Origin of the sequence: Tersicoccus mangrovi, from assembly GCF_036881825.1 — a bacterium.
Classification (GTDB): Bacteria; Actinomycetota; Actinomycetes; order Actinomycetales; family Micrococcaceae; genus Tersicoccus; species Tersicoccus mangrovi.
This window is the reverse complement of the sequence record NZ_JBAJMW010000004.1, coordinates 411,344-436,976: the sequence shown is the minus strand read 5'-3', so window position 1 is coordinate 436,976 and position 25,633 is coordinate 411,344. Positions and strand designations below refer to the sequence as shown.

Annotated in this window: 22 protein-coding genes; 9 read left to right on the top strand and 13 right to left on the bottom strand. The window is 71.3% G+C overall.

Annotated elements, in window-relative coordinates; all coding sequences use genetic code 11:
• The first annotated feature begins 86 nt into the window (after positions 1-86).
• A complete protein-coding gene (dnaE, locus tag V6N00_RS10480; RefSeq protein ID WP_334232143.1) occupies positions 87-3,698 on the top strand; it encodes a DNA polymerase III subunit alpha in 3,612 nt (1,203 codons plus the stop codon).
• A 52-nt stretch (positions 3,699-3,750) separates the two neighbouring features.
• Here the strand turns inward: dnaE and V6N00_RS10475 are convergent, their stop codons facing one another.
• Positions 3,751-4,296 (bottom strand): flavin reductase family protein, encoded by a 546-nt coding sequence (locus tag V6N00_RS10475; protein WP_334232142.1) that lies wholly within the window; start codon positions 4,294-4,296, stop codon positions 3,751-3,753.
• Positions 4,297-4,516: 220 nt separating this feature from the next.
• On the opposite strand from V6N00_RS10475, the gene hisD reads away from it, so the two are divergent.
• Positions 4,517-5,971 (top strand): histidinol dehydrogenase, encoded by a 1,455-nt coding sequence (gene hisD, locus V6N00_RS10470; RefSeq protein WP_334232140.1) that lies wholly within the window; start codon positions 4,517-4,519, stop codon positions 5,969-5,971.
• Between the two features lie 176 nt (positions 5,972-6,147).
• Positions 6,148-6,732 carry a transcriptional regulator NrdR gene (nrdR, locus tag V6N00_RS10465; RefSeq protein ID WP_334232137.1) on the top strand — a complete coding sequence of 195 codons (585 nt, stop codon included), beginning with the start codon at positions 6,148-6,150 and terminating at the stop codon, positions 6,730-6,732.
• Between the two features lie 153 nt (positions 6,733-6,885).
• Here the strand turns inward: nrdR and ppgK are convergent, their stop codons facing one another.
• The 6 genes from ppgK to V6N00_RS10435 all read right to left on the bottom strand — a co-directional run bounded on the left by ppgK (position 6,886) and on the right by V6N00_RS10435 (position 12,307).
• Positions 6,886-7,662: a polyphosphate--glucose phosphotransferase gene (gene ppgK / locus V6N00_RS10460; RefSeq protein ID WP_334232248.1), complete on the bottom strand. Its 777-nt coding sequence runs from the start codon at positions 7,660-7,662 to the stop codon at positions 6,886-6,888.
• A 290-nt stretch (positions 7,663-7,952) separates the two neighbouring features.
• A complete protein-coding gene (map, locus tag V6N00_RS10455) occupies positions 7,953-8,831 on the bottom strand; it encodes a type I methionyl aminopeptidase (RefSeq protein ID WP_334232136.1) in 879 nt (292 codons plus the stop codon).
• Positions 8,832-8,871: 40 nt separating this feature from the next.
• Positions 8,872-9,369, bottom strand: a complete 498-nt coding sequence (locus V6N00_RS10450; RefSeq protein ID WP_334232134.1) for an FBP domain-containing protein — start codon at positions 9,367-9,369, stop codon at positions 8,872-8,874.
• A 531-nt stretch (positions 9,370-9,900) separates the two neighbouring features.
• Positions 9,901-10,419, bottom strand: a complete 519-nt coding sequence (locus V6N00_RS10445; protein ID WP_334232132.1) for a MarR family winged helix-turn-helix transcriptional regulator — start codon at positions 10,417-10,419, stop codon at positions 9,901-9,903.
• Positions 10,391-11,107: a CE1759 family FMN reductase gene (locus V6N00_RS10440; RefSeq protein ID WP_334232130.1), complete on the bottom strand. Its 717-nt coding sequence runs from the start codon at positions 11,105-11,107 to the stop codon at positions 10,391-10,393. The genes V6N00_RS10445 and V6N00_RS10440 overlap by 29 nt, the downstream gene beginning before the upstream one ends.
• A gap of 3 nt (positions 11,108-11,110) precedes the next feature.
• Positions 11,111-12,307: an LLM class flavin-dependent oxidoreductase gene (locus V6N00_RS10435; protein WP_334232128.1), complete on the bottom strand. Its 1,197-nt coding sequence runs from the start codon at positions 12,305-12,307 to the stop codon at positions 11,111-11,113.
• Between the two features lie 136 nt (positions 12,308-12,443).
• Between V6N00_RS10435 and V6N00_RS10430 the strand changes: the two genes are divergently transcribed.
• From V6N00_RS10430 to V6N00_RS10420, 3 genes are all read left to right on the top strand, one after another.
• The gene (locus V6N00_RS10430) at positions 12,444-12,608 is read left to right on the top strand and encodes an SPOR domain-containing protein (RefSeq protein ID WP_334232126.1); all 165 of its coding nucleotides are present in this window, start codon (positions 12,444-12,446) and stop codon (positions 12,606-12,608) included.
• 105 nt (positions 12,609-12,713) lie between these two features.
• Complete coding sequence (glnA, locus tag V6N00_RS10425; RefSeq protein ID WP_334232124.1) at positions 12,714-14,054, top strand: type I glutamate--ammonia ligase; 1,341 nt, start codon at positions 12,714-12,716, stop codon at positions 14,052-14,054.
• A gap of 8 nt (positions 14,055-14,062) precedes the next feature.
• Positions 14,063-17,104 (top strand): bifunctional [glutamine synthetase] adenylyltransferase/[glutamine synthetase]-adenylyl-L-tyrosine phosphorylase, encoded by a 3,042-nt coding sequence (locus V6N00_RS10420; RefSeq protein ID WP_334232122.1) that lies wholly within the window; start codon positions 14,063-14,065, stop codon positions 17,102-17,104.
• On the opposite strand, the gene V6N00_RS10415 is transcribed toward V6N00_RS10420, so the two are convergent.
• Positions 17,092-17,271, bottom strand: a complete 180-nt coding sequence (locus V6N00_RS10415) for a hypothetical protein (RefSeq protein ID WP_334232120.1) — start codon at positions 17,269-17,271, stop codon at positions 17,092-17,094. The genes V6N00_RS10420 and V6N00_RS10415 overlap by 13 nt on opposite strands.
• A 49-nt stretch (positions 17,272-17,320) precedes the next feature.
• On the opposite strand from V6N00_RS10415, the gene V6N00_RS10410 reads away from it, so the two are divergent.
• Positions 17,321-17,539 carry an AsnC family protein gene (locus tag V6N00_RS10410; protein WP_334232119.1) on the top strand — a complete coding sequence of 73 codons (219 nt, stop codon included), beginning with the start codon at positions 17,321-17,323 and terminating at the stop codon, positions 17,537-17,539.
• Positions 17,540-17,609: 70 nt separating this feature from the next.
• Here the strand turns inward: V6N00_RS10410 and glnA (V6N00_RS10405) are convergent, their stop codons facing one another.
• Complete coding sequence (gene glnA, locus V6N00_RS10405) at positions 17,610-19,034, bottom strand: type I glutamate--ammonia ligase (RefSeq protein WP_334232117.1); 1,425 nt, start codon at positions 19,032-19,034, stop codon at positions 17,610-17,612.
• Positions 19,035-19,247: 213 nt separating this feature from the next.
• Here glnA (V6N00_RS10405) and V6N00_RS10400 point away from each other — a divergent pair, with 213 nt between their 5' ends.
• Complete coding sequence (locus V6N00_RS10400; RefSeq protein ID WP_334232115.1) at positions 19,248-19,679, top strand: RDD family protein; 432 nt, start codon at positions 19,248-19,250, stop codon at positions 19,677-19,679.
• A gap of 104 nt (positions 19,680-19,783) precedes the next feature.
• Here V6N00_RS10400 and V6N00_RS10395 read toward each other — a convergent pair whose 3' ends face one another.
• The 4 genes from V6N00_RS10395 to lipB all read right to left on the bottom strand — a co-directional run bounded on the left by V6N00_RS10395 (position 19,784) and on the right by lipB (position 23,710).
• On the bottom strand, positions 19,784-20,512 hold the full coding sequence (locus V6N00_RS10395) for a DUF4191 domain-containing protein (protein WP_334232113.1): 729 nt from the start codon (positions 20,510-20,512) through the stop codon (positions 19,784-19,786).
• A 127-nt stretch (positions 20,513-20,639) separates the two neighbouring features.
• Complete coding sequence (locus V6N00_RS10390) at positions 20,640-21,752, bottom strand: DUF2382 domain-containing protein (RefSeq protein WP_334232111.1); 1,113 nt, start codon at positions 21,750-21,752, stop codon at positions 20,640-20,642.
• 255 nt (positions 21,753-22,007) lie between these two features.
• Positions 22,008-23,015 carry a lipoyl synthase gene (gene lipA, locus V6N00_RS10385; RefSeq protein ID WP_334232110.1) on the bottom strand — a complete coding sequence of 336 codons (1,008 nt, stop codon included), beginning with the start codon at positions 23,013-23,015 and terminating at the stop codon, positions 22,008-22,010.
• Positions 23,012-23,710 carry a lipoyl(octanoyl) transferase LipB gene (gene lipB / locus V6N00_RS10380; RefSeq protein WP_334232109.1) on the bottom strand — a complete coding sequence of 233 codons (699 nt, stop codon included), beginning with the start codon at positions 23,708-23,710 and terminating at the stop codon, positions 23,012-23,014. The genes lipA and lipB overlap by 4 nt, the downstream gene beginning before the upstream one ends.
• Before the next feature lie 109 nt (positions 23,711-23,819).
• On the opposite strand from lipB, the gene V6N00_RS10375 reads away from it, so the two are divergent.
• Positions 23,820-25,577: a protein kinase domain-containing protein gene (locus V6N00_RS10375; protein ID WP_334232108.1), complete on the top strand. Its 1,758-nt coding sequence runs from the start codon at positions 23,820-23,822 to the stop codon at positions 25,575-25,577.
• Positions 25,578-25,633: the final 56 nt, after the last annotated feature.

The window sequence follows — 25,633 nt, the reverse complement described above, 5'->3', positions numbered from 1 at the left end:
CGACGACGCGCGCGACGACGCGCGAGGTGTCCGGCCGACGCGCGCGCCGCCCCGGACCTGTCGGTGCCGACCACTAGACTGGCTCGGTGGCATCCGGTTCCTCCCCGTCGTTCGTCCATCTCCACAACCACACCGAGTACTCGATGCTCGATGGCGCCGCCCGCCTCGACGACCTGTTCGCCGAGGCCAACCGCCAGCAGATGCCGGCGATCGCGACCACCGACCACGGGTACCTCTTCGGGGCCTTCGACTTCTGGAAGAAGGCCACCGACGCCGGCATCAAGCCGATCATCGGCGTCGAGGCCTACGTCACCCCGGGCACCGCCCGCTCGGACCGCACCCGCGTGCGCTGGGGCGATGAGAGCCAGAAGAAGGACGACGTCTCCGCGTCCGGCACCTACACCCACATGACCCTGCTCAGCTACGACAACCAGGGCATGCGCAACCTCTTCCGGGCGTCCTCGATCGCGTCCCTGGACGCCGCCTACGGCAAATACCCGCGTCTGGACCGGGAACTGCTCGAGACCTACAGCAGCGGCCTGATCGCCACCACCGGCTGCCCGTCCGGCGAGGTGCTGACGAAGCTGCGGCTGGGCCAGTACGACGCCGCCCGGCAGGCCGCCTCCGACTACCGGGACATCTTCGGCGCGGAGAACTACTTCTGCGAGGTCATGGACCACGGCCTCGAGTTCGAGCGGCGCACCGTCAAGGACCTGCTGCGCCTGGCCAAGGACCTGAACCTGCCGCTGGTCGCGACCAACGACCTGCACTACACGCACGAGGAGGACGCGAAGGCGCACGAGGCGCTGCTCGCCCTCCAGTCCGGCTCCACCCTGCTCGAGCCCACCTACGACAACGGCGGCAGCCGGTTCGCGTTCAGCGGCACCGGGTTCTACCTCAAGAGCGCCGCCGAGATGCGCTCCCTCTTCGCGGAGCTGCCCGAGGCGTGCGACAACACCCTGCTCATCGCCGAGCGGTGCGACGTCTCCTTCAACACCGACGCGAACTACATGCCGAAGTTCCCCTGCCCGCCGGGCGAGGACGAGACCTCGTGGCTGGTCAAGGAGGTCGACGCGGGCCTGACGTACCGCTTCCCGGGCGGCGTTCCGGACGACGTGCGCCAGCAGGCCGACTACGAGCTCGGCGTCATCACCCAGATGGGCTTCCCCGGCTATTTCCTCGTCGTCGCGGACTTCATCAACTGGGCCAAGAACAACGGCATCCGCGTGGGTCCGGGCCGCGGGTCCGGCGCCGGCTCCGTCGTCGCCTACGCCCTGCGCATCACCGACCTCAACCCGCTCAAGCACGGCCTGATCTTCGAGCGGTTCCTCAACCCCGAGCGCGTCTCGATGCCCGACTTCGACGTCGACTTCGACGACCGCCGCCGCTCCGAGGTGATCAAGTACGTCACCGAGAAGTACGGCGACGACCGCGTGGCCATGATCGTCACCTACGGCACGATCAAGACCAAGCAGGCGCTCAAGGACTCCGCCCGCGTCATGGGCCACCCGTTCAGCATGGGCGAGCAGCTGTCCAAGGCGCTGCCGCCGGCGGTGATGGCCAAGGACATCCCGCTGGCCGACATCCACGACCCGCAGGCCAAGCGGTACGGCGAGGCCGGCGAGTTCCGCGAGATGCTCGCCAACGACGCCGCCGCGCAGCAGGTCTTCGACACCGCGCTCGGCCTCGAGGGCCTGAAGCGGCAGTGGGGCGTGCACGCCGCCGGCGTCATCATGTCCTCGGACCCCATCATCGACGTCGTGCCGATCATGCGCCGCGCGCAGGACGGCCAGGTCATCACCCAGTTCGACTACCCCACGTGCGAGGGTCTCGGGCTGATCAAGATGGACTTCCTGGGCCTGCGGAACCTGACGATCATCTCCGACGCCCTGGCCAACGCGAAGCTGAACCGGGACGTCGACATCGACCTCGAGACGCTCGGCGTCGACGACGAGGGGGCCTACGACCTGCTCGCGCGCGGGGACACCCTGGGCGTCTTCCAGCTCGACGGCGGGCCGATGCGTGCCCTGCTCAAGCTGATGCGGCCGGACAACTTCGAGGACATCTCCGCCGTCATCGCCCTGTACCGGCCGGGCCCCATGGGCGCCAACTCGCACACCAACTACGCCCTGCGCAAGACCGGCGTCCAGGACATCACGCCCATCCACCCGGAGCTCGCCGAGCCGCTCGCCGACATCCTGGACACGACCTACGGCCTGATCGTCTACCAGGAGCAGGTCATGGCCATCGCGCAGAAGGTGGCCGGCTACTCACTGGGCCGCGCCGACATCCTGCGCCGCGCGATGGGCAAGAAGAAGAAGTCCGAGCTGGACAAGCAGTACGAGGGCTTCCACCAGGGCATGCTCGACAACGGCTACTCCGAGGCCGCGGTCAAGACGCTCTGGGACATCCTGCTGCCGTTCTCCGACTACGCGTTCAACAAGGCGCACTCGGCCGCGTACGGCCTGGTCGCGTACTGGACCGCGTACCTGAAGGCGCACTACCCGGCCGAATACATGGCCGCGCTGCTCACCAGCGTGGGCGACGACAAGGACAAGCTCGCCCTCTACCTGAACGAGTGCCGCCGGATGGGCATCACGGTGCTCCCGCCGGACGTCAACGAGTCCCTCGCGACCTTCACCCCGGTCGGCACCGACATCCGCTTCGGCATGGCCGCGGTGCGGAACGTCGGGACCAACGTGGTCGAGGCGATGGTGGCCGCCCGCATCGAGAAGGGCGCCTTCACGTCGTTCAACGACTTCCTCGCCAAGGTCCCGGCCTCGGTGTGCAACAAGCGCACGATCGAGTCGATGATCAAGGCCGGCGCGTTCGACGGCATCGGCGAGGCGCGGCGCGCGCTGGCCATGGTGCACGAGGAGGCCGTGGACCTCGTCATCGACCAGAAGCGCAAGGAGGACGCCAACCAGTTCGACCTGTTCAGCTCCCTCGGCGGGGGCGACGCGGAGCCCGGTTTTTCCATCGCCATTCCCGACCTGCCCGAGTGGGAGAAGAAGGACAAGCTGGCGTTCGAGCGGGAGATGCTCGGCCTCTACGTCTCGGACCACCCGCTCGCGGGGCTCGACAAGGTCCTGAGCGAGCACGCCGACACCTCCGTCGAGGCATTGCTGGCGGACGACTCCCGGCCCGACGGGTCGAGCGTGACCATCGCGGGCATGATCACCTCGCTGTCCCGGCGCATCGCGAAGACCTCGGGCAACGCTTACGCGCGGGCCGAGATCGAGGACATGTCCGGGTCGATGGAGGTCATGTTCTTCGGCAAGGCCTACGCGCCGATCGCCAACGTGCTGGCCGAGGACCTCATCGTCGTCGTCAAGGGCCGCCTGCAACGGCGCGACGACGGCAGCGTGACCGTCAGCGCGCAGGAGCTGTCCGTGCCGGACCTCTCCGGCGGCGCGCACGGACCGGTGGAGATCACCCTCGCCTCCCATCGGGCGACGGAGATGCTGCTGACCGAGATGGCCGACGTGCTGCGCAACCACCCGGGCAGCTCGGAGGTGCGGCTCAACCTGGTCGGGCGGTCCTCCGTCGAGGTGCTCCGGCTGCCGGTACGGCTGCGGGTCAACCCGGACGGCGCGCTGTTCGGCGACCTGAAGGTGCTGCTCGGCGCCGGGTGCTTCGAGGCGGTGCCGATGGGTGCGAGCGTCCCGCGGCCACCCGCTTTTGCGGGCGCCCGCTGACGGGCGTTCCCGTCAGCGCGCACCGGTGGAGCGAGCGGAGCAGACCGAGAGGTCAGATCTCGTACTCGAGGTCGCCGGCCAGGTAGTACCGGCCCGAGTGGTAGAGCAGCGGATCGGCCCCGTCCTCGTCCACCGGGGCGCCGCCGCCGACGATGCGGGCGACGATCACCGCGTTGTTGTCGAACGGGATCCGCGCCTCGATCAGGCCCACGAGCCAGCCGCGAACGCCGTGCAGCACCGGGACGCCCTGCGGGCCGAGGTCCCAGTTGTTCTCGTCGAAGCGGTCCCGTGTGCGGGCGAACCGGTCAGCCAGCGGCTGGTTGGCGACGCCGAGGAAGTGGACGCCGAGGTGGGTGGCGGCCTCGATGGCCGGCCACGACGAGGCGGTCAGCGCCATGTTGAACGTCAGGCGCGGGGGCTCCGCGGAGAGGGAGGCGAGCGACGTGGCGGTGAAGCCGTAGGGCACGCCGTCACGCATCGCGGTGATGATGGCGACGCCGGCGGCATGGCGCCGGAAGCCCTCCTTGAACAGGGTCTGCAGCTCCGCGTCACGGTGGACGGACTCGGTACCGGTGGTGCTGGTTCCGGACGTGGTCATCGGTCAACCTCGGGGTCGGGGTGCTCGGGGGGTCTTCACGTGCGCCGGACCAGGTCCGGCGCTTTTCACGATACGCCGGGCCCGGTGCCGAGGATCCTGTTTGCGACCATCCGTGAACGCCTGCGTGATCGACCGTGTGAACGGCAGCACCGGAATAGCACGGTCCGAGCGCCTCACACGGGAGAACGGGCGGCGCCGCCGTCCCGCCTACCATGGTGGGGTGAACGATGCCGCTGCCGTCCCCGACCGCACCACCCTGAAGGACACCGGCGCTCCGGACACCGGTGCGCCCGTCGACCTCTCCGGCCCCGGCGTCTCCAGCACCGGCGAGAGCGCCGACGTGGCGTTCGCGGTGCGGGACCTGCGGGAGTCGACGGCGACCGGCGGCGACCTGCGTGCGGCGATGCCCCGGGCCGCGGCCGTCGCCCAGGACGCGACCGCCACCGTCACCGCCCTCTTCGAGCGGTTCCAGGGAGCGCCCCTGCAGACGGTGCTCGACGTCACCGAGCAGTTCGACGGCGTGCGGCTGGAGCACCCGCGTGTTCCCGAGGAACACCTCGACGAGGCGCTCGCCCAGCTGGACCCGTCCGTGAAGTGGGCCCTCGAGACGGCGATCGAGCGGGTCCGCCGTTTCGCCGAGGCCACCCGCCCGGCCGACACCGCGGTCATGATGGCCGACGGCGCCCGGGTGGCCAACCGCTGGCTGCCCGTCTCCCGCGTCGGCCTGTACGTGCCCGGGGGGCTGGCCGTCTACCCGTCGTCCCTCGTGATGAACGTCGTGCCCGCCCAGGCCGCCGGCGTGCAGTCGATCGCGCTGGCCTCGCCGCCGCAGAAGGCCCATCGAGGGCGCCCGCACCCGACGATCCTCGCCGCGGCCGCGATGCTCGGCATCCGCGAGGTGTACGCGATGGGCGGCGCCCAGGCCGTCGCGTCCTTCGCGTGGGGCCTGCCCGGCGCCGAGCGCGCCGACGGCTCCACCGCGCCGCCGCTGCCGGCCGTCGACGTGATCACCGGACCCGGCAACGTCTTCGTCGCGACGGCCAAACGGCTCGTGCGGGGGCGGGTCGGCATCGACTCCGAGGCCGGCACCACGGAGATCGCGATCCTCGCCGACGAGACCGCGAACGCGCGCTTCGTCGCCGCGGACCTCATCAGCCAGGCCGAGCACGACCCCAACGCCGCCTCCGTGCTCATCACCGACTCCCCGGCGCTGATCGACGCAGTCCGCACCGCACTGGCCGAGCTCGTCCCCGCCACCCGGCACCACGAGCGGGTCGCCACCGCGCTGGCCGGGCCCCAGTCCGGGGCCCTGCTGGTGCGCGACCTGGACCACGGCGTCGCCGTGTGCGACGCCTACGCCGCCGAGCACCTGGAGATCCACACCGCGGACGCGGACGCCGTCGCCGGCCGCATCCGCAACGCCGGCGCCGTGTTCATCGGCCCCTTCAGCCCGGTGAGCCTCGGCGACTACTGCGCTGGCTCCAACCACGTCCTGCCCACCGCGGGCACCGCCACCTATTCCTCGGCGCTGAACACGACGACCTTCCTCAAGGCCGTCCAGTACATCGACTACGGCCGGGAGGGGCTCGCGGAGGTCGCCCCCGTCGTGCGGGCCCTCGCCGACGCGGAGGACCTGCCGGCGCACGGCGACGCCGTCGACATCCGCTTCGCCTGACGGTCCGGGCCGACAGTCCGACGGAGCCGAAGCCACTATATGTGGGGCGATCCGCTGGTCACACCACTACATGTGGGATATGCTGATGCCGGTCTCGCCGCTCGACCTCGACCGTCCGGGACCGCGGATTCGATCAGTCTCGAACAAGAGATCTGGAACAGCGGGGAGGTGACGACGTGAACTGTCCGTTCTGCCGATCGGCCGACTCGCGCGTCGTGGACTCCCGCATTGTCGACGATGGCGCGTCGATCCGCCGTCGTCGCCTGTGCTCGAACTGCGGCAAGCGGTTCTCGACGCTGGAGACGACGAGCCTGACCGTGCTCAAGCGATCCGGCGTCGCGGAGCCGTTCAGTCGCAACAAGGTCATCTCGGGCGTGCGCAAGGCCTGCCAGGGCCGCCCTGTCACCGAGGACGACCTGGCGATGCTCGCGCAGGAGGTGGAGGAGTCGATCCGCGCCGCGGGTGCCGCCGAGATCGACGCCCACGACGTCGGCCTGGCGATCCTGCGCCCCCTGCAGCGCCTCGACGTGATCGCGTACCTGCGCTTCGCGAGCGTGTACCAGAGCTTCGAGAGCCTCGAGGACTTCGAGGCGGCGATCTCGCTGCTGCGGCACGAGGCGGACGTCGCCGCAGGCCAGACGCACTTCGACGACGCACTCGCGAGCGTGCTGCCGGAGCGGGAGGAGCCGGCGGCGCCGGCGAAGAAGCCGCGGAAGCGGCGCACGTCGGCCGGCACGGCCGACCAGGGCGGACTGTTCTAGCCCTCACCACACGCCGGTGGTGGCCGCGGAGGGGAAGCCACGGCCACCACCGGACTCCACGTCAATCATGACCACGAGAACAAGAGCGAGAACGAGGACGGCCCGCGGCGATACGCCGGGGGCCGTCCTGGTTGCTGCCTCAGGCGCGAGCGTTCAGTCCTTCGACCGCTTCTTCGTGTAGTCGAACCGCAGTGCGGCGTGCAGGGCGGCACCGACGATGCCGGCGTTGTTCTTCAGGGTGGCCGGCACGATCCTCGTCTGCAGGTCCAGCTGCGGCAGGAAGTCCTCGCTGCGCTTGGAGATGCCGCCGCCGACGATGAACAGCTCGGGGGAGAAGAGGAACTCCACGTGCGAGAAGTACCGCTGCAGGCGGGGCACGTACTCCTCCCAGGTCAGGCCGTCACGCTCGCGCGCGGTGGCGGAGGCCCGGCTCTCGGCGTCGTACCCGTCGATCTCGAGGTGGCCGAGCTCGGCGTTCGGCACGAGCTTGCCGTCCATGATGTAGGCCGAGCCGATGCCGGTGCCCAGGGTGATGACGAGGACGACCCCGAGCTGGCCCTTGCCGGCGCCGTACTGCGCCTCGGCCAGGCCCGCGCCGTCGGCGTCGTTGAGCACCTCGACGGGGCGCTTGAGCTTCTCGGTCATCAGACGGTCGACGTCGGTTCCGATCCAGCTCTGGTCGACGTTCGCGGCAGAGCGGGCGACGCCGTTCTTGATGATCGCCGGGAAGGTGATGCCGACGGGCGCCTCGGGCTCGGGGCCCTCCGGGCGACCGGTCAGCTCGGCCACGACCTCGGTGACGACCTCGGCGACGGCCTCGGGGGTCGACGGGCTCGGGGTCGGGATGCGGAAGCGCTCGCCGATCAGCTCACCCTTCGCCAGGTCGACGATGCCGCCCTTGATGCCGGTGCCGCCGATGTCGACGCCGATGACCGGTCCGCGGAACCGGTGGTGGCTCGGAGCGGCCGCGGCGCGCGCGGCTTCCTTCTCGGTCTTCTCCGCCCGCTTGCGGGCCTGCTTGATCGCCTTCTCGGCGTCGTCGTCGTGCGACACGTGATGCTCCATCGGGTCGGGTACGGCCGTGGTACCGGCGCGGGGCCGGCGTGCTGTCCCTATCATGCCTGCTCAGCGCGCCGGAGGCGATCCGCGGCCGCGGGAGCGCCCGGGTCGTCCCGGCGGGCGGCAGCCCTCGGGTCGTCCCCGCGGGGACGACGTGAGGGTCAGGAGAGGGTGAGGATGTCCGCGCCGGTCTCGGTGACCACGAGGGTGTGCTCGAACTGGGCGGTGCGGCGGTGGTCCTTCGTCACCACGGTCCAGTCGTCGTCCCACATGTCCCACGCGATGGTGCCGAGGGTCAGCATCGGCTCGATCGTGAAGGTCAGGCCCGGCTCCATCACCTGGTCGTAGGAGGGCGCCGCGTCGTAGTGGGGGATGATGAGCCCGCTGTGGAAGGCCTCCCCGACGCCGTGGCCGGTGAAGTCGCGGACGACGCCGTACCCGAAGCGCCTCGCGTAGGACTCGATCGCCCGGCCGATGACGTTGATCTGGCGGCCCGGCTTGACGACCTTGATGGCCCGCCGCAGGCACTCCTCGGTCCGCTCGACGAGCAGGCGCGACTCCTCGTCGACGTCGCCCACGAGGAAGGTCCGGTTGAGGTCACCGTGCACGCCGTCCTTGTAGGCGGTGATGTCGATGTTGACGATGTCGCCGTCGGCCAGCACCGTGCTGTCGGGGATGCCGTGGCAGATCACCTCGTTGACCGAGGTGCAGATCGACTTGGGGAAGCCCTGGTAGTGCAGCGTCGACGGGTACGCGCCGTGGGCGACCATGAACTCGTGGCCGATGCGGTCCAGCTCGTCCGTCGTCACGCCGGGGGCGATGTGCTCGGCGACCGCGTCGATCGCCTGCGAGGCAATGCGACCGGCCCGCCGGATCCGCTCGACCACCTCGGGCGTCTTGACGTCCGAGGCCGTGACGCGCTCGGGCCCGGTGCGGCCCACGTACTCCGGTCGCGGGATCGAGGCCGGCACGGTGCGGATGGGGCTGAGGGTGCCCGGGACGATGGAGCCGACGGGCGCGGTGGACGGGGTGGAGAGCATCTCTCGATTCTAGCGACACCACCCCGCCGCACCGGCGGCCTCAGCGTTCGCTCACGCGTCGGGCGAACTGGTCGGCCCGGGCGATCAGCCCCTCGATCTGTCGGTCGACGACGAGCTGCGGGTCGGGGTGCATGTCCCCTTCGGGCGGGGCGATGCGCACGTTGGCGCTGCAGGCGAAATCGGCGCAGATCAGGGTGCCGACCGTGTTGCCGTTCCGCCCGGAGGCGCCGGCGCGGCGGGCGACCCACAGCAGGACGTCGTTCGTCGCCTCGACCGAGCGGCACAGCTCGCACAGGACGGCGCGGTTCTTCCGGGCCCCGCCGGCCGGTGCACGCAGGAGCACCGAGACGAGCCGGCCGTCGGTGGTGCGCAGGGCCAGGTAGCCGCGCAGCGGCATCTTCGGGTCGCGCCAGCCGAGGACGTCCAGGCCGTCCCAGTCGAGCCGGTCGAAGCCGGGCGGCGGGGTGAGCCGGGCCGACTCGGAGCGGCTGGCGTTGATGAAGGAGTAACGGATCTGGGACAGGGTGAGGGGCTGCATGGTGGTGGTCTTCCGGGTGGCGGCGTGCCTCCGGCCGGACGAGGTCCTGGCGCGCGACAGCGGGCCGGCGTGTTCGGCGGGAGGTGGGACGGGCGAAGAGCCGTCTGCCGTCATCGGTGGAGCAGGGTGCGGGCGGTCGATCGTGCGTCGACGCGCCGGGCCGTGCTCACACGGAGGGAGGTCGCGACCGTCCGGACGGTGCCGGAGGGATCAGCGGGAGAGGGCAGACGGGAGCAGGGCCGCGCAGCAGGCCACGAAGGCCACCTCGCGTCCCGGAGCGGTGGGTCGGTGACCCTGGCGCATCCACGTCTCCTCGAGAAGAATCCGGTCGCCGGCTCCGCTATGCGGGCCGGCGGTGTGCGACGTCCTGCGGGAGCCGACGTCGAGCCGCTCCATCCTGCCAGAGGCTCCCGGCGGTGTCCACCGCCGGTCTCCACCACCAACTGCTCCGAATGGACGCCGCCCGCGCAGTGGACGTCGCCGGGGCGGAGAACGGCCGTCCCGGCGACGATCACCACGCGGGCGCTTCGGTCACGGCTGCTCGTGCAGGGCGTTCGCCAGCCGGGAGAACACGCGCAGCAGCACGTCCGCCTCCTGCTCGCTGATCCGGTCGAGGACCCGGTCCCGCACGTCGCGCCCGTGCAGAGCGGCGGCCCGCCGGAAGAGGTGGCGGCCTTCGTCGGTGAGCACCGTCGCGGCGCCGCGCCGGTCGCCCGGCGTCGCACAGCGCTCGACCAGGCCCCGCTGCTCCAGGGTGCGGACCTGGTAGGTGAGCCGTGAGGGGGAGAAGACCATGCGGCCGGCGAGCTCGCCCATCCGCATCCGGTGGTCCGGCGCCTCGGTGAGCAGCAGCAGCAGGTTGTAGTCGGCCAGATGCAGGCCCAGCTCGGCCCGGAGCGACCGCTCGAGCTGGTCCTGGAGTGCCGCCGTGGTCTCGAAGTAGGCACGCCACGCCTCGGGCTTCCGGCTCTGACCGTCCGGGCGGGGGACGGCGCTCAGGGGTGGGGCGGCGTCCGGCTCGTCAGCGGTCCCCACGGAGGAGCTGGTCAAAGGGGATCACCTCCAACGGCTTCGCCTCACCGGTGTGCCGGCGAGGGCGGGCCGGCAATCGTCCCACCACGGACGCCAGTTCCCGGCCGGCCACGTCGATGCGCGACTGCAGGGGTGTGGTCCGTGCCGAGGCCTGGCCGCCCTCGACCTCGCCCCAGTCGTCGGAGGCGGCGTACACCGCCGACGGCATGATGCGGGTGCGCAGGTAGGAGAACAGCGGCCGCATCGCGCTGTCGATCATGAGCGAGTGGCGCGGCGTGCCCCCGGTCGCGCCGAGCAGCACGGGCACCCCCCGGAGCGCGTCGTTGTCCACGAGGTCCCAGAAGGACTTGAACAGGCCCGAGTAGCCGGCCTTGAAGGTGGGGGAGACGGTGACGACGCCGTCCGCCTGCTCCACCTCGTCGAGGGCGGACTGCAGCGCTTCGGAACGGGACGGGTTGACCATCGCCTCGGCGATGTCGACGGCGATCAGGCGCAGTTCGACGACGTGGACCTCCGGGACGATGCCCTCGGCGGACAGGGCGTCCGCCGCGGCGGCGGCCAGCCGGTCGGCCAGCTGACGCGACGACGACGGATCACCCAGTCCGCCTGAGACCACCACCAGGTGCCGGTCGCCGGGGGTGAACGGGTCGGTGGCCTCGCCGCCGAACGACGTCAGGCCGCCCGTGAGGTCGGGGATCTCGGTCATGGCTCAGGCTCCCGCCGCGGCGCTCGCGGCCGGCACGGCGTTCGCCGCTGCCTTCTCGGCGCGCTCGCGGGCATCGGCGAAGGCCTGGGAGCCCTCGGCGCCACCGGGCACGGGGTCCTCGCCGCGTTCGTGGCGGTCGACCAGGAACTCGTGGGTCGGAGCCTCGGGCACGTCGGCCGGCTTCAGAGCGTCGAACTCCTTGCGCAGCACCGGCAGGACCTCCTCACCGAAGACGTCGATCTGCTCGAGCACGGTGTCGGTCGGCAGGCCGGCGTGGTCGATGAGGAACATCTGCCGCTGGTAGTCGCCCACCCAGTCACGGAAGGACAGGGTGCGCTCGATGACCTGCTGCGGCGAGCCGACGGTCAGCGGTGTCATCGAGGAGAAGTCCTCCAGCGAGGGGCCGTGGCCGTAGACCGGGGCGTTGTCGAAGTACGGGCGGAACTGCTTGACGGCGTCCTGCGAGTTCTTCGCCATGAAGGCCTGGCCGCCGAGGCCCACGTAGGCCTGGTGGGCCTTGCCGTGACCGTAGTACTCGTAGCGCTGCCGGTAGAGCTGCACCATGGCGATGATGTGCTCCTTGTTCCAGAAGATGTTGTTGTGGAAGAACCCGTCCCCGTAGTAGGCGGCCTGCTCGGCGATCTCGGGGGACCGGATGGAGCCGTGCCACACGAACGGGGGGACGCCGTCGAGCGGCTGCGGGGTGAGGGTGAAGTCCTGCAGCGGGGTGCGGAACCGGCCCTTCCAGTCGACGTGCTGCTCGTGCCAGAGCCGGTACAGCAGGTTGTAGTTCTCGACGGCGAGGTTGATGCCCTGGCGGATGTCCTTGCCGAACCACGGGTAGACCGGGCCGGTGTTGCCGCGGCCCATGGTCAGGTCCACGCGGCCGTCGGCCAGGTGCTGCAGGTAGGCGTAGTCCTCGGCCAGGCGCACCGGGTCCATGGTGGTGATCAGGGTGGTCGCGGTCGAGAGCGTGAGCTTGTCCGTCTGCGCCGCCAGATAGGCCAGCAGCGTCGGCGGGTTGCCCGGAGCGACGAACGGCGGGTTGTGGTGCTGCCCGGTGGCGAAGACCTCGAAGCCGGCCTGCTCGGCGTGCTTCGCGATCTTCACGGTGTCCTTGATCCGCTGGTGCTCGGTGGGGGTCTTCCCGGTGGTGGGGTCGGTGGTGATGTCACCGATGGTGAAGATGCCGAACTGCATGGCGCGTCCTTCTCATGAAGTTGTTGAAATTTGAATCACCTGCGTCAACGCGTCCGCCGCGGATCTATTCCCGGGCGCCTAGCATGGAGATCCGGGCCGCGACCGCGGCCCGGCGCTGCGACGAAGGAGACCGGCCATGGCCGACTACTGGTACAACGTCAACACCCACCAGGTGGAGAAGGGTGCGCAGTCGGACTACACGCAGCTGCTCGGCCCGTTCGACACGGAGGCAGAGGCCCAGCAGGCGCTCGCGAAGGTCAAGGCGAACAACGACGCGTGGGACGCCGGCGAGGACGACTGACGATCCCGCCCGACGGCGGTCGCCGGCCCCGTCCGGCGCGGCCGGACGTGCACGGCTGACCAGTAGAGTGGCAACGATCGCTCCGTCGTCGTCAGGAAGGGTCCGATGGACCGCCAGCAGGAATTCGTCCTCCGCACCATCGAGGAGCGCGACGTGCGCTTCGTCCGGCTCTGGTTCACCGACGTCGTCGGCACTCTGAAGTCCGTGGCGCTCGCCCCGGCGGAGGTGGAGGGGGCGTTCGAGGAGGGCCTCGGCTTCGACGGGTCCTCGATCGAGGGCCTGGCCCGGATCTACGAGTCGGACATGCTGCTCGTGCCGGATCCCTCGACGTTCCAGATCCTCCCGTGGCGCGGGGAGACGGAGAAGACGTCCCGGATGTTCTGCGACATCCGCACGTCCGACGGGCAGCCGTCCTCCGCGGACCCTCGGCACGTGCTCAAGCGCACCCTCGCGAAGGCCGCGGACCTGGGGTTCACCTGCTATACCCACCCCGAGGCCGAGTTCTACCTGCTCGAGTCCGACGAGGTCGGACCCGACGGCCAGCCGGTGCCGGTGGACCGCGCCGGCTACTTCGACCACGTCCCGGGCGGCGTGGCCCAGGACTTCCGCCGCACCGCGGTGACGATGCTCGAGTCCGTCGGCATCTCGGTCGAGTTCAGCCACCACGAGGCCGGCCCCGGGCAGAACGAGATCGACCTCCGGTACGCCGACGCCCTGCAGACCGCGGACAACATCATGACGTTCCGCACCGTCGTCAAGGAGGTCGCCCTGATGAGCGGCACCTACGCGACGTTCATGCCCAAGCCCTTCTCGGAGCACCCGGGGTCGGGCATGCACACCCACTTCTCCCTGTTCGAGGGCGACTCGAACGCCTTCTACGAGGCCGGTGCCCAGTTCCAGCTCTCCCGCACGGGCCGCCAGTTCATGGCCGGCGTGCTCAAGCACGCGCCCGAGTTCACCGCCGTCACCAACCAGTACGTCAACTCGTACAAGCGGCTGTGGGGCGGCGGCGAGGCACCCAGCTATCTCTCGTGGGGCCACAACAACCGGTCCGCGCTCATCCGCATCCCCCTGTACAAGCCCGAGAAGGGCCAGGCCGCGCGCCTGGAGTACCGCGGCATGGACTCGGCCGCCAACCCGTACCTCGCGTACGCGTGCATCCTCGGCGCGGGCCTGAAGGGCATCGAGGAGGGCTACGAGCTGCCGCCGGCGGCCGAGGAGGACATCTCCGCCCTGAGCACGGCCGAGCGCCGCGTGATGGGTCACGATCCGCTGCCCTCCAGCCTGCACGACGCGATCCGGTCCATGGAGGAGTCCGAGCTCGTCGCGAGCATCCTCGGGGAGCAGGTGTTCGAGCACTTCCTGCGGAACAAGCGCGAGGAGTGGAACGAGTACCGGCGCCAGGTGACCGACTGGGAGCTGGAGCGCCACCTGAGCGTGCTCTGAGGACGACGATGAGCCTGACGCGCCAGCTGATCAGCGGCGGCTTCGCCGACCTGGAGAAGTCGGCCCGGTTCCTGGATGCGCCGGAACTGAAGACCGTCGACCGGGAACGCCTGCTCGCCGACCTCGCCGAGGCGGCCGACCCGGACCTCGCGCTGCAGTCCCTCGTCCGGCTCCTCGCCCTCCGGCCGCACCTGCGGTCCGTGCTCGACCAGCCCGCCCGCGCCACGTTCCCGCTGTTCCGGCTCCTCGGTGCGTCCGAGGCCCTCGCCGAGTTCCTGATGCGCCGGCCCGAGCACCTGGACGTGCTGACCGCTCGGCTCGCGCCCGAGCCGGAGACCGTGCCCGCCGGGCGGCTGCGCGACGCCCTGATGGCCGCCGTCGACGCCGACCCGGAGGCGGAGACGCCGGTGGCCGGGCGGACCGGCCCGGACGCGTGGGTGGCGCTGCGCGTGGCCTACCGCCGCCTGCTGACCGATCTGGCGATCCGCGACGTCTGCGCTCTCGACCCGCTCGACTTCCTGCCCGCCGTGGGCGCCGAGCTGGCCGACCTCGCCGCAGCCGCCCTCGACGCCGCGCTCGCCGTGTCCCGCGCCGAGGCTACCGCGACCCATCCGGCGGAGGACGTCGCCGCCGTCCGGCTGTGCATCATCGCGATGGGCAAGTGCGGCGCGCGGGAACTGAACTACGTCTCCGACGTCGACGTCATCCACGTCATCGACACGGTGCCCCGCCCCGACGGGAGCACCCTGACCGACGAGGCGGCGGTGACCATCGGCACCGCCCTGGCCGCCGGCGTCGCCCGCGTGATCTCGGCGTCGGCGCCCGAACCGGCGCTGTGGGAGGTCGACGCGAACCTGCGGCCGGAGGGCCGCGAGGGCCCGCTCGTGCGCACCCTCGCCTCCCACGTCACCTACTACCAGCGGTGGGCACAGAACTGGGAGTTCCAGGCGCTTCTCAAGGCCCGTCCCGCGGCGGGCGACCTGGAGCTCGGCGAGCGGTACCGGGCGGCGCTCGGGCCGCTCGTGTGGTCCAGCAGCGGGCGGGAGGGCTTCGTCGAGTCCGTCCAGGCGATGCGCCACCGGGTCAGCGAGAACATCCCGGCGAGGGACCGGGAACGGCAGATCAAGCTCGGCGCCGGGGGACTGCGGGACGTCGAGTTCAGCGTCCAGCTGCTCCAGCTCGTGCACGGCAAGGTCGACGAGTCGGTGCGGGTGGCGACGACGACGGCGGCGATCGACGCGCTGGCCTCCGCCGGGTACATCGGCCGGGCGGACGCGCGGGAGATGGGACACCACTACCGGTTCCTCCGCCTGCTCGAGCACCGGATCCAGCTGGTCCGCCTGCGGCGCACCCACCTGATGCCCGAGTCCGACCACGCGCGCCGCGCGCTGGCGAAGGCGCTGCTCGCCCCCGAGGAGACCGTCCGCCCCGCCCCCGAGGCACTGATGACCGAGTGGGCCCGCATCAAGCGCGACGTGCGGGCGCTCCACGAGCGGATCTTCTACCGGCCGCTGCTCAACACGGCCGCGCACCTGAGCGCCGACGACGTGCGGCTGAGCCCCGAGGCGGCGCAGGCCCGGCTCGCGGCGCTCGGCTACGGGGACCCGCGCGGCGCGATGCGGCACATCGAGGCGCTCACCGCGGGCGTCAGTCGGCGCGCCGCCCTGCAGCGGCAGCTACTGCCCGTGCTGCTCGGCTGGCTTGCCGACGGGGTGGACCCCGACGCGGGGCTGCTCGGGTTCCGCCGCGTCTCCGAGGCCCTCGGCACGAGCCCCTGGTACCTGGGACTGCTGCGGGACTCCAGTTCGGCCGCCGAGCGGCTCTGTCACGTGCTCTCCAGTTCGCGGTTGATCACCGATCTGCTCGAGGTCGAGCCCGAGGCGGTCGCCTGGTTCGGCAACGACGACGAGCTGCGCCCGGTGCCCTTCGCGGCCCAGTGGGCGGAGATCCGCTCGAAGATGTCCCGGCACGCCAGCGCCGACGCGCAGATCCGGCTGGTGCGCCTCACCCGCCGCCGCGAGATCCTCCGCACGGCGATCTGCGACGCCGCCGGCCTGCTGGACCAGGCCGCCGTCGGGCGTGCTCTCGCCGACGCGGACCGGGCGGCTGTGCTCGGTGCGCTGCACATCGCGGAGCGGGAGGTGTTCGGGGACCCGCAGGATCGGCCCGAGCCCCCGACCGCCATGCTCGTCGTCGGGATGGGCCGCCAGGGTGGGCGCGAGATCGGCTACGGCTCGGACATGGATGTCCTCTACGTGCACGACCCGCGGCCCGACGCCGACCCCACCGAGGCCCGGAAGGCCGCCGAGGCGATCGTCGCCCGGCTCGGTGTGCTCCTGCAGCAGCGGTGCACCCCGCCCGTGCTGGCCGAACGCCCGCTCACCCTCGATGCCGCGCTGCGACCCGAGGGCCGACAGGGGCCGATGGTGCGCACGCTCTCCTCCTATCGGGAGTACTACCACCGGTGGGCGGACACGTGGGAGGCGCAGGCGCTCCTGCGGGCGCGCCCACTGGCCGGCGACGACGACCTCGCCGCCCGGTTCGTCGAGCTGATCGACCCGGTCCGCTACCCGGCGAAGCTCGATCCGGCGGCGGTGCGGGAGGTGCGGCGTATCAAGGCGCGGGTCGAGGCGGAACGGCTGCCGCGCGGCGCCGATCCGTCCCGGCACGTCAAGCTCGGCCGTGGGGGACTGAGCGACGTCGAGTGGCTGGTCCAGCTGCTGCAGCTGCAGCACGCGGGCGCCGTCCCGGAGCTGCGCACGACGTCGACGCTGGATGCCCTGCACGCGGCGGTGGAGGCCGATCTGCTTCCCGCCGAGGCCGCCGCCGTGCTCGAGGAGAGCTGGCTGCTGGCCAGCCGGGTCCGCTGCGGCACGATCATCTGGTCCGGTCGGCCGTCGGACGTGCTGCCCGCCGACCGTCGGGCGCTCGAGGCGGTCGCTCGCTGGTGCGGGTATCCGGCCGGTTCGGCCGCGCGGCTGGAGGAGGACTACCTCCGACTCACCCGGCGAGCCCGGGGCATCTTCGAGCGTCGCTTCTACGGCACCTGAGCAGGTGTCCCGGTACTGCTGGCCAGGCCGTCGTCCCGCACGACGACGAGCAGGCCGGCGCCGGTGGGCACGAGGGCCTGGGTGAGGCCGGGCGTGGCGTCGACCGCGGCGCGGAACGCGCGCACCGGCGAGGGCGGGATCCACGGCACGAGCGTACGTCCGCGCATCCGTCAACCGTGATTGACTTGGGCGAGTTCGTCACCTAGCGTTGACGGCATGGAGGTGGACCGGTTGAGGACGCTGGTGGATTCGATGAGTGACGACGGGAACCCGACGAATGCCCTGTTCGCCGCGGCGGAGGCCCGGAAGGAGCTGGACCGCACCGAGGCCGCGCTGGTGCGCCGCGCGCGCCTGCAGGGGCTGACGTGGGAGATGATCGCTGTCTCGCTCGGGGTCAGCAAGCAGGCGGTACACAAGAAGTACGGGAAGGTCTGAGGACCGGAACGGAGACGGCGACGGCCGCGCACCCGTGTGGGTGCGCGGCCGTCGCCGTGTGCCGTGGTGCTCAGACCCCGTAGTACAGCTCGTACTCGTACGGGTTCGGGCGAGCGGCCAGCGGCAGGATCTCCGCCTCGCGCTTGTACTCGATCCAGCTGTCGATGAGGTCCTGGGTGAACACGTCACCGGCCTGCAGGAACTCGTTGTCGGCCTCGAGGGCGAGCAGCGCCTCCTCGAGCGAGCCCGGCGCCTTGGGGATGTCCTTGGCCTCCTCGGGCGGCAGCTCGTACAGGTCCTTGTCGATCGGGGCGGGGGGCTCGATCCGGTTCTTGATGCCGTCGAGGCCGGCCATCAGCTGCGCGGCGAAGCCCAGGTACGGGTTGCCCGAGGGGTCCGGCGCGCGGAACTCGATGCGCTTGGCCTTGGGGTTCGAGCCGGTGATCGGGATGCGGATGCCGGCGGAGCGGTTGCCCTGCGAGTACACCATGTTGACCGGCGCCTCGAAGCCCTTGACCAGGCGGCGGTAGCTGTTGACCGTCGGGTTGGTGAAGGCGAGGACCGCGGCGGAGTGCGCCAGCAGGCCGCCGATGTACCAGCGGGCGATGTCGGACAGGCCGGCGTACCCGGTCTCGTCGTAGAACAGCGGCTCGCCGCCGTTCCACAGCGACTGGTGGCAGTGCATGCCCGAGCCGTTGTCACCGAAGATCGGCTTCGGCATGAAGGTCACGGACTTGCCGTAGGCCCAGCCGGTGTTCTTGATGATGTACTTGAACTTCTGCAGGTCGTCCGCCGCGTGCAGCAGCGTCGTGAAGGTGTAGTTGATCTCCGCCTGGCCGGCCGCGCCGACCTCGTGGTGGGACCGCTCGACCTTCAGGCCGGCCTTGCCGAGCTCGATGCACATGGCGTCGCGCAGGTCCGCCTGGTGGTCCTGCGGCGCGACCGGGAAGTAGCCGCCCTTGAACGGGGTCTTGTAGGCGAGGTTGCCGCCCTCCTCCTCGCGACCGCTGTTCCAGGGCGCCTCCTCGGAGTCGATCCGGTAGAAGGAGTGGCCGGGGGTGCTCTGGAAGCGCACGTCGTCGAAGACGTAGAACTCGGCCTCGGGAGCGAAGAAGGCGGTGTCGGCGATGCCGGTCGAGGCCAGGTACGCCTCGGCGCGCTGGGCGACGCCGCGCGGGTCGCGGTGGTACGGCTCGCCGGTGCGCGGGTTGACGATCGAGAAGTTCAACGCCAGCGTCTTCTCGACCCGGAAGGGGTCGATGAACGCCGTCGCCGGGTCCGGGATGAGCTGCATGTCGGACTCCGCGATGCCCTGGAAGCCGCGGATCGACGAGCCGTCGAACAGCTGGCCGTTGACGAAGAAGTCCTCGTCGACGGTCTCGGCCGGCACGTTGAAGTGCTGCTGCACGCCGGGCATGTCGGTGAATCGGACGTCGATGAACTTGACGTCCTCTTCCTTGATGAAGCTCAGCACTTCGCTGGCACTGTTGAACATCTACCGTGCTCCTTCGCTGGGTCAGGCGGGGGCGGCGCATGAACGGGACGCGCCGATGCCGGACCGTCGGCGACGTCTCCGTCGTCCGGCCCTGCTGTTGTTGCGAGCCTACGGGCTCCGATTTGCCCGGACGTGTCACCGATGTTTCACGCACGTAACGGGCCCTGCCAGCGCACGGATCAGAGGGCGTGTCGCGGCGACTACGCTGGGACCGTGGTCGATCGTCGTGACATCGGGTCCTGGTTGCAGGGCCCACCCCGCCCCTCCGCGTACCCCGGGCAGCGGCTCGGCGCACCGGAGCGCGGACCGGGATCGGTCGCCCGCCTGGGCCGTCGGGTGGCGGCCCTGGTCGTCGACTGGGGCCTGAGCTACCTCGTCGCCGCGGCATTCTTCGGTGGCAACAACGTCGCCGTCCTCGGCATCTTCGCGATCGAGCAGATCCTGCTGGTCGGCACGGCCGGCTTCGCCTTCGGCCACCGACTGTTCCGGATGCGGCTGCAGCGTCTCGACGGCACGGCCCCGGGACTCGGGAAGGCCGCGGTGCGCACGCTCCTGCTGGTGCTCGTGGTGCCGGCGCTCATCAACGACCAGGACCAGCGCGGCCTGCACGACCGGGCCGCCGGAACGGTGCTCGTGCGGTTCTGACGCGGTCCACACACGACGAGGGCGGGACCACCGGTATCCGTGGTCCCGCCCTTGCGCGTGGCGTGCGTGTCGGCTGCGGTGCCGACGTCGTGCTTCGTCGCGGATCAGCGACCGCGCAGCGCGCGCCGGTCCGGACGCGCACGGGACGGGTCGATGCCCTTGGGGATCGGCAGCCGCGGCGCGAGCGAGGAGAGCCGCTTGCCGACGGCACCGACCTCCTGACGGGTCAGCTGCGGCTTGAGCTTGGTGATCGCGCGGGAGATCTTCGGCAGGGGCACCTGCCCCTCCTCGCGTCCCGACTCGATCACGTGGATGGCGACGTTCGGCAGCAGTCGGGAGAGTCGCTTCTGCTCGGTGCCGGCGAGGCGGCGGGCCCGGTGGGACGGTCCCTCGGTGACGAGGATGATGCCCGGGCGACCGACGACGCGGAACACCGTGTCCTTGGTGCGCGGATCCACGGCGACGGGCTGCTCCTCGACGATCCAGCCGCGCTTGAGCGTGGTCAGGGCGGCACCCGCGGCGCCCGGTTGGCCCTCGATCTGGCCGAACGCCGCGCGCTCGGCCTTGCGGGACAGGACGACCATGGCGGCCAGCACGCCGAGTGCGATGCCGATGATGAGCAACGTGATGACGTTGTTGATCAGGAGGCCGATGAGGAGGCTGAGGGCCACGATGCCGAGGAACACGGCGAGCATGACCCACACGACCATGGGGTCGTGGCGGCGGGTCATGGTGAAGACCTGCCGCATCTGGGCGAAGCGGCCCGGCTTCTTCGGCGCGTCAGTGGGCTTGCGGCCGAACCGGCGCTTCTTCGGCTGCGGGGATGTGGACACGGTTCAGTACCTCGATCGCGGGTCGGGAGCGTCTCCATCCTAGAGCACGCCCGTCCGGGCCGGACCGCACACACGGAACGGGGCCGTGCTCGACCGAGCACGGCCCCGGATCACGGGAAGAGGCGGATCAGTACCGGTCGGTGTCCGGCCGACGGGTGTCGGTCCGGTCGGCGTCGGTCAGACCCGTGGTGGCGTCCTGGTCGACGTCGACCTCCTCGTGCCGCACCTCGCCCGAGACCGTCTGCTCGTCGTGGACGGTGTCCCGGTGCACGACGATGCGCTCGGCGTCGACGACCTCCTTGTCGACCACCGGCACCTCCTCGCGCAGGGTGATGGTCTGCTCCTCGTCGGTGCCGATGGTGCCGCCGGTGTGCGCCTCGCCGTCGGCGATGGGCTCACGCTCGATCGTGACCTCCTCGCGCTCGACGGGCACCGTCACCGTCTGGTTCTCGGTCACTACGTGCTTGCGCAGCCGCAGCCGGCCGGTCTCGCGCGTCTCGGTGCCGACCCGCAGCCGCTCCTCGCGGCGCACGATCTCCTCGTCGCCGAGATCGTCGTGACCGTGCCGGTCGGCGTCGGTGAGACCGGCGGTACCCGCCGGTGTGGCCGTGCCGGTCGTGGCGGTGTCGGGATCGCGGAGGTCGGCGGTGTACCCGGAGGTGCCGACTGCATCGGCGTCCACACCCGAGGTGCCGGTCGTGCGGGCGTCGTCCACGCGGCCCGTGCCGGGGGTGGCGTACCCGGCGGTGTCACCCGTGCCGGTGAGCCCGGCGCGCGTGCCGTCGCGATCGACGTCGGTGTACTCGCCCTCGGTGCCGGTGCGATCACTGGCCGTTCCGGTGCCGGTGCCGACGCCCGCGGCGGTGCCGGTGCCCACGCCTGCGGTTCCGCTGCGGCCCGTGTCGCGCCCGGCGTCGCCGCCCGTGCCGCCGTCGAGGCCGTAGTAGCGGTAGAGCTCGGCCTCCTGCTCGGGGGAGAGGTGCTCGTCCTCGTCCATGTTGGGCGCGTCCTTGACGAACTTCTTCTCGTAGGGCACCCGCAGCCCATTCGCATCGCTCTGCGCGCGGTCGAGGGGGATGAAGGTCTCCTTGGTGCCGAACAGGCCCGTCCGGACGGTGACCCAGCTCGGATCGCCGGTGGCGTCGTCGACGTAGACCTGGCCGACGTCGCCGATCTTGTCGCCGTCCTGGTCGATGACGGTCGCACTCTGCAGCTGTTCGATCGAGAGATTAGTGCTCATGGAGGTGCTTCCTTCCTGTACCGGCAGCTGGTTCTCAGCCGCCTGCGATCACCCAGCCCGCGGACCCGGAAATGCTCGGTCCCCGCTGCCAAGTCCACTTCCGATCCTTTCCCGGGGCCACGATCAAGTCAATGGGTAGCCGTGGGCCGCGTCACGGAAACCGGAACGATCCGCGCACCGCGACATCGTGTCCGCACACGACGACGCGGTCGAGCCCCGCAGGGGTCGACCGCGTCACCGGTGCCGGGAGGGGAGTCAGCTCACGCGCGAGAGCACGCTCGCGGCCTCCTGCAGCGTGGACCCGGACTCGCCGATGTGGGCGAGCTCCGGAGGGATGGCCATGCCCTTCTTGCGCATCGCGGTGGCCCACAGGCGACCGGCCCGGTAGCTGGAGCGCACGAGCGGTCCGCTCATGACGCCGAGGAAACCGATCTCCTCGGCCTCGTCCCGCAGCTCCACGAACTCCTGCGGCTTGACCCACCGCTCGACGGGGTGGTGCCGCGGTGACGGGCGCAGGTACTGGGTGATGGTGATCAGGTCGCAGCCGGCGTCGTGCAGATCGCGCAGCGCCTGCGACACCTCCTCGCGGGTCTCGCCCATGCCGAGGATGAGGTTGGACTTGGTCACCATGCCACGCTCGCGGCCCCGGGTCAGGACGCCGAGAGACCGCTCGTAGCGGAAGGCGGGACGGATGCGCTTGAAGATGCGGGGAACCGTCTCGACGTTGTGAGCGAACACCTCGGGCCTGGCGTCGATCACGGCGTCCAGGTGCTCGACGTGGCCGGTGAAGTCGGGGATGAGGATCTCGACGCCGGTGCCGGGGTTCATCGCGTGGATGGCGCGGATGGTCTCCGCGTACAGCCACGACCCCTCGTCGGCGAGGTCGTCACGGGCCACGCCGGTGACGGTGGCGTAGCGCAGACCCATACGGGCCACGGACTCGGCGACCTTGCGGGGCTCCTGGACGTCCAGGCGGGCCGGCTTGCCGGTGTCGATCTGGCAGAAGTCGCAGCGGCGGGTGCACTGGGCGCCGCCGATGAGGAAGGTGGCCTCCCGGTCCTCCCAGCACTCGAAGATGTTGGGGCAGCCGGCCTCCTCGCACACCGTGTGCAGGCCCTCGGAGTGGACGAGCGACTTCAGGTCGCTGTACTCGGGGCCCGTCTTCGCGGTGGTGCGGATCCACGCCGGCTTGTTCTCGATGGGCGTCTCCGCGTTGCGGGCCTCGACTCGCAGCAGGCGACGGCCTTCGGGGGCGATGGTCACAGGAGCGCTCCTTCCGAGCGGGACGTGGTGCCGGACGCGGCGGCGTCCGAGCCGACGAGCAGGGCTTCGTGGGCGAGGAGCTGGGCCTCGAACAACGGGGCGAGATCGGCGGGGGTCACCTCGCGACCGGTCTCCTCGAGGATGGACGTGACGGAGGCGTCGGCGATCCCGCACGGCACGATCTTGCCGTACGGACGCAGGTCGCAGGTGGCGTTGATGGCCACGCCGTGCATGGTGACGCCGTCGGCGACGCGGATGCCGATCGCGGCGATCTTCCGGTCCGGTCCGCGGGAGTCGCCGGGCAGCCACACGCCGGAGCGGCCCTCGACGGTGACGCCCTCGACGCCGACCTCGCGCAGCGTCGCGATGATGATGGTCTCCAGGGCCCGGACGTAGGCGACGACGTCGAGGGGCTGGGGGAGGCGCAGGATGGGGTACGCGACGAGCTGACCGGGTCCGTGCCAGGTGAGCCGGCCCCCGCGGTCCACCGTGACGACCTCGGTGCCGTCGTACGGGTAGTCCGCCGGCTCGGTGCGTTTGCCGGCCGTGTAGACGGGCGGGTGCTCGAGCAGCAGCACGGTGTTCGGCTCCGTGCCGGCCGCCACCGCCCGGTGCAGTCGTTGCTGTTCGTCCCAGGCCTCGCGGTAGTCCACGAAATCCGGGGCGAGTCGTGCAGGGGGGAACCTCAACGTCATGTCCCTCAGCCTAGCCCTGGACACCGACCGGTCCGTCACCGGGCGTCCCGCGAAGGGGGACTGTGGATAACTCCGGCGGACCGTCCGGTGATCGGCGCACACTTCAGGCATGGACGCACGCGATCGAGGGCCGGCCGACGGGGCGGGCTGTCTCCGTGCCACGATGCCGGAGCTGCCCGGATACGAAGCACGGCGCCGCCTCGGCGAGGGCGGCTCGTCGGTGGTGTGGCTCGTCCGTCGCCGTGACGACGGCACGCTGGTGGCCGCCCGCATCGAGACGGCGACGCTCCCATCCTCCGGGCCGGGGAGAGCGGACCGCGCATCGACCCTGGGCTCGGCGGCAGCCGCGTTGGGACCGATCGCGGAGGACCACCTCGCGCACCCGCGCGGCGAGACCATCGCCCGGTGCGGACTGCCCGACCATCGACACCGCGCGGTCCTCATGGACCACCTGCCCGGGGGCAGCCTGGCCGAGGTGGTCGCGGCTCGCGGACCGCTCAGCCCCGGGGAGACCGTGACCGTCGTCGCTCCCCTGGCTCAGCTGCTGGCCGTGGGGCATGCCGCGGGGCTCACGCACGGGGACGTCAGCCCCGGCAACGTGCTGTTCGCGATCGACGGCCGCCCCGTGCTGGCGGACTGGGAGCTGGCGGGCAGGCCCGGACGACCCGGGCCGCCGGACGCGGGCACCGACGGATTCCGCGACCCCGCCGTGACGTCGGAGGGTCTGCTGCGACCGGCGGCCGACGTGTACGCGCTGGCGGCTCTGGCCTGGTTCTGCCTCACGGGCCGCGTCCCCGGGCCTGCCGAGCACCGGCCGCCCCTGCCGATCCTTGTGCCTGCGGTGCCGCGAGAACTGGCGGTGCTGCTGGACCGGGGCCTCGACCCCGATCCCGGGATGCGTCCGGGTGCGGCCGAACTCGCCCGGGGCGTCTTCGCGTCCGCGCCGCCCGAACCGGTGGACCTGCACGCCAGCGCGCATGCCAGCGTGAGACCGGAGCTGGTGACCCGGATGGACGCGCCGCTACGGAGGCGACGACGCTCCATCCGGGCGGACGGACCGGGGACGTCGCGAGCGGCCGCCCGGTCCTGGGAACCGTATGCCGCACGTCGCCGTGATGGTGGCGGTCCGACCGCGGCTCCGCTCGGACGCCGCAGCTCGCCCCGCCCCGTGGTCCGCCGTCGATGGGTACTGGTCGCGGTGCTGCTGGCCGCCGCGCTCGGGGGAGGAGCGGCCCTGGCGACCCCGACGCCGGGCACGGGTGGCGCGCTCTCGAGGGCCAGCCGGCCGCCGGCCGCTCGGTCGTCGACAGATCCGACGGGTTCGTCGGCCCCGACGGAGGTCCTGCGCCCGTCCCCGGCGCTCGTGTCGCCGCGTGCGGTCTCACCCGGGACGAACGCGCCGGCATCGCGGAGTCCGCGGGCAACGGGGTCACTCCCGACGCCGACCTCGCCGCAGCCCGACCCGGTCGCTTCGGCCGACCCGGTGGCGGCCGCCCGTGCGCTGACGATGGCGCGGGCTCGGGCATTCCGGGACGGGAGCTGGGACCGGCTGGCCGACGTCACCGTGCCCGGGTCGCCGGCCGCTGCCGCGGATCACGCTGCCGCGGCCGCGCTGATCGCGGCGTCGGGGCGTCTCGACGGCCTCGGAATCGAGGTCACCTGTGCCCGGAGCATCGCCGCACCGGCCGAGTCCACGGAACGGGCCGTGGTGCGTATCTGTGCCCGCTTCTCGGGGTACCGCCAGCTCGACGGTCGCGGGGCGCTCGTGCGCACGGTCGCGGCGTCGCCCGTGCAGGACGTCGACCTGCACCTGACGCGGTCGGGTGGCCGATGGCGGATCGACCGCGTGCAGGCATCGGGACGGTGACGCAGCCGTCTGCATCAGGCTTCGCGTCGCCGGTCACGGGTCTTCGGGGGATGCCG

Excerpts from the sequence above, each read along its gene's own strand:
- V6N00_RS10390 (WP_334232111.1), bottom strand. The coding sequence starts at position 21,752 with ATGAGCACTAATCTCTCGATCGAACAGCTGCAGAGTGCGACCGTCATC.
- glnA (WP_334232124.1), top strand. The coding sequence starts at position 12,714 with ATGGACCGCCAGCAGGAATTCGTCCTCCGCACCATCGAGGAGCGCGAC.
- V6N00_RS10435 (WP_334232128.1), bottom strand. The coding sequence starts at position 12,307 with ATGCAGTTCGGCATCTTCACCATCGGTGACATCACCACCGACCCCACC.
- V6N00_RS10440 (WP_334232130.1), bottom strand. The coding sequence starts at position 11,107 with ATGACCGAGATCCCCGACCTCACGGGCGGCCTGACGTCGTTCGGCGGC.
- V6N00_RS10430 (WP_334232126.1), top strand. The coding sequence starts at position 12,444 with ATGGCCGACTACTGGTACAACGTCAACACCCACCAGGTGGAGAAGGGT.
- map (WP_334232136.1), bottom strand. The coding sequence starts at position 8,831 with ATGCTCTCCACCCCGTCCACCGCGCCCGTCGGCTCCATCGTCCCGGGC.
- lipB (WP_334232109.1), bottom strand. The coding sequence starts at position 23,710 with ATGACGTTGAGGTTCCCCCCTGCACGACTCGCCCCGGATTTCGTGGAC.
- V6N00_RS10475 (WP_334232142.1), bottom strand. The coding sequence starts at position 4,296 with ATGACCACGTCCGGAACCAGCACCACCGGTACCGAGTCCGTCCACCGT.
- V6N00_RS10415 (WP_334232120.1), bottom strand. The coding sequence starts at position 17,271 with ATGCGCGGACGTACGCTCGTGCCGTGGATCCCGCCCTCGCCGGTGCGC.
- V6N00_RS10410 (WP_334232119.1), top strand. The coding sequence starts at position 17,321 with ATGGAGGTGGACCGGTTGAGGACGCTGGTGGATTCGATGAGTGACGAC.
- V6N00_RS10375 (WP_334232108.1), top strand. The coding sequence starts at position 23,820 with ATGGACGCACGCGATCGAGGGCCGGCCGACGGGGCGGGCTGTCTCCGT.
- V6N00_RS10420 (WP_334232122.1), top strand. The coding sequence starts at position 14,063 with ATGAGCCTGACGCGCCAGCTGATCAGCGGCGGCTTCGCCGACCTGGAG.
- glnA (WP_334232117.1), bottom strand. The coding sequence starts at position 19,034 with ATGTTCAACAGTGCCAGCGAAGTGCTGAGCTTCATCAAGGAAGAGGAC.
- V6N00_RS10450 (WP_334232134.1), bottom strand. The coding sequence starts at position 9,369 with ATGCAGCCCCTCACCCTGTCCCAGATCCGTTACTCCTTCATCAACGCC.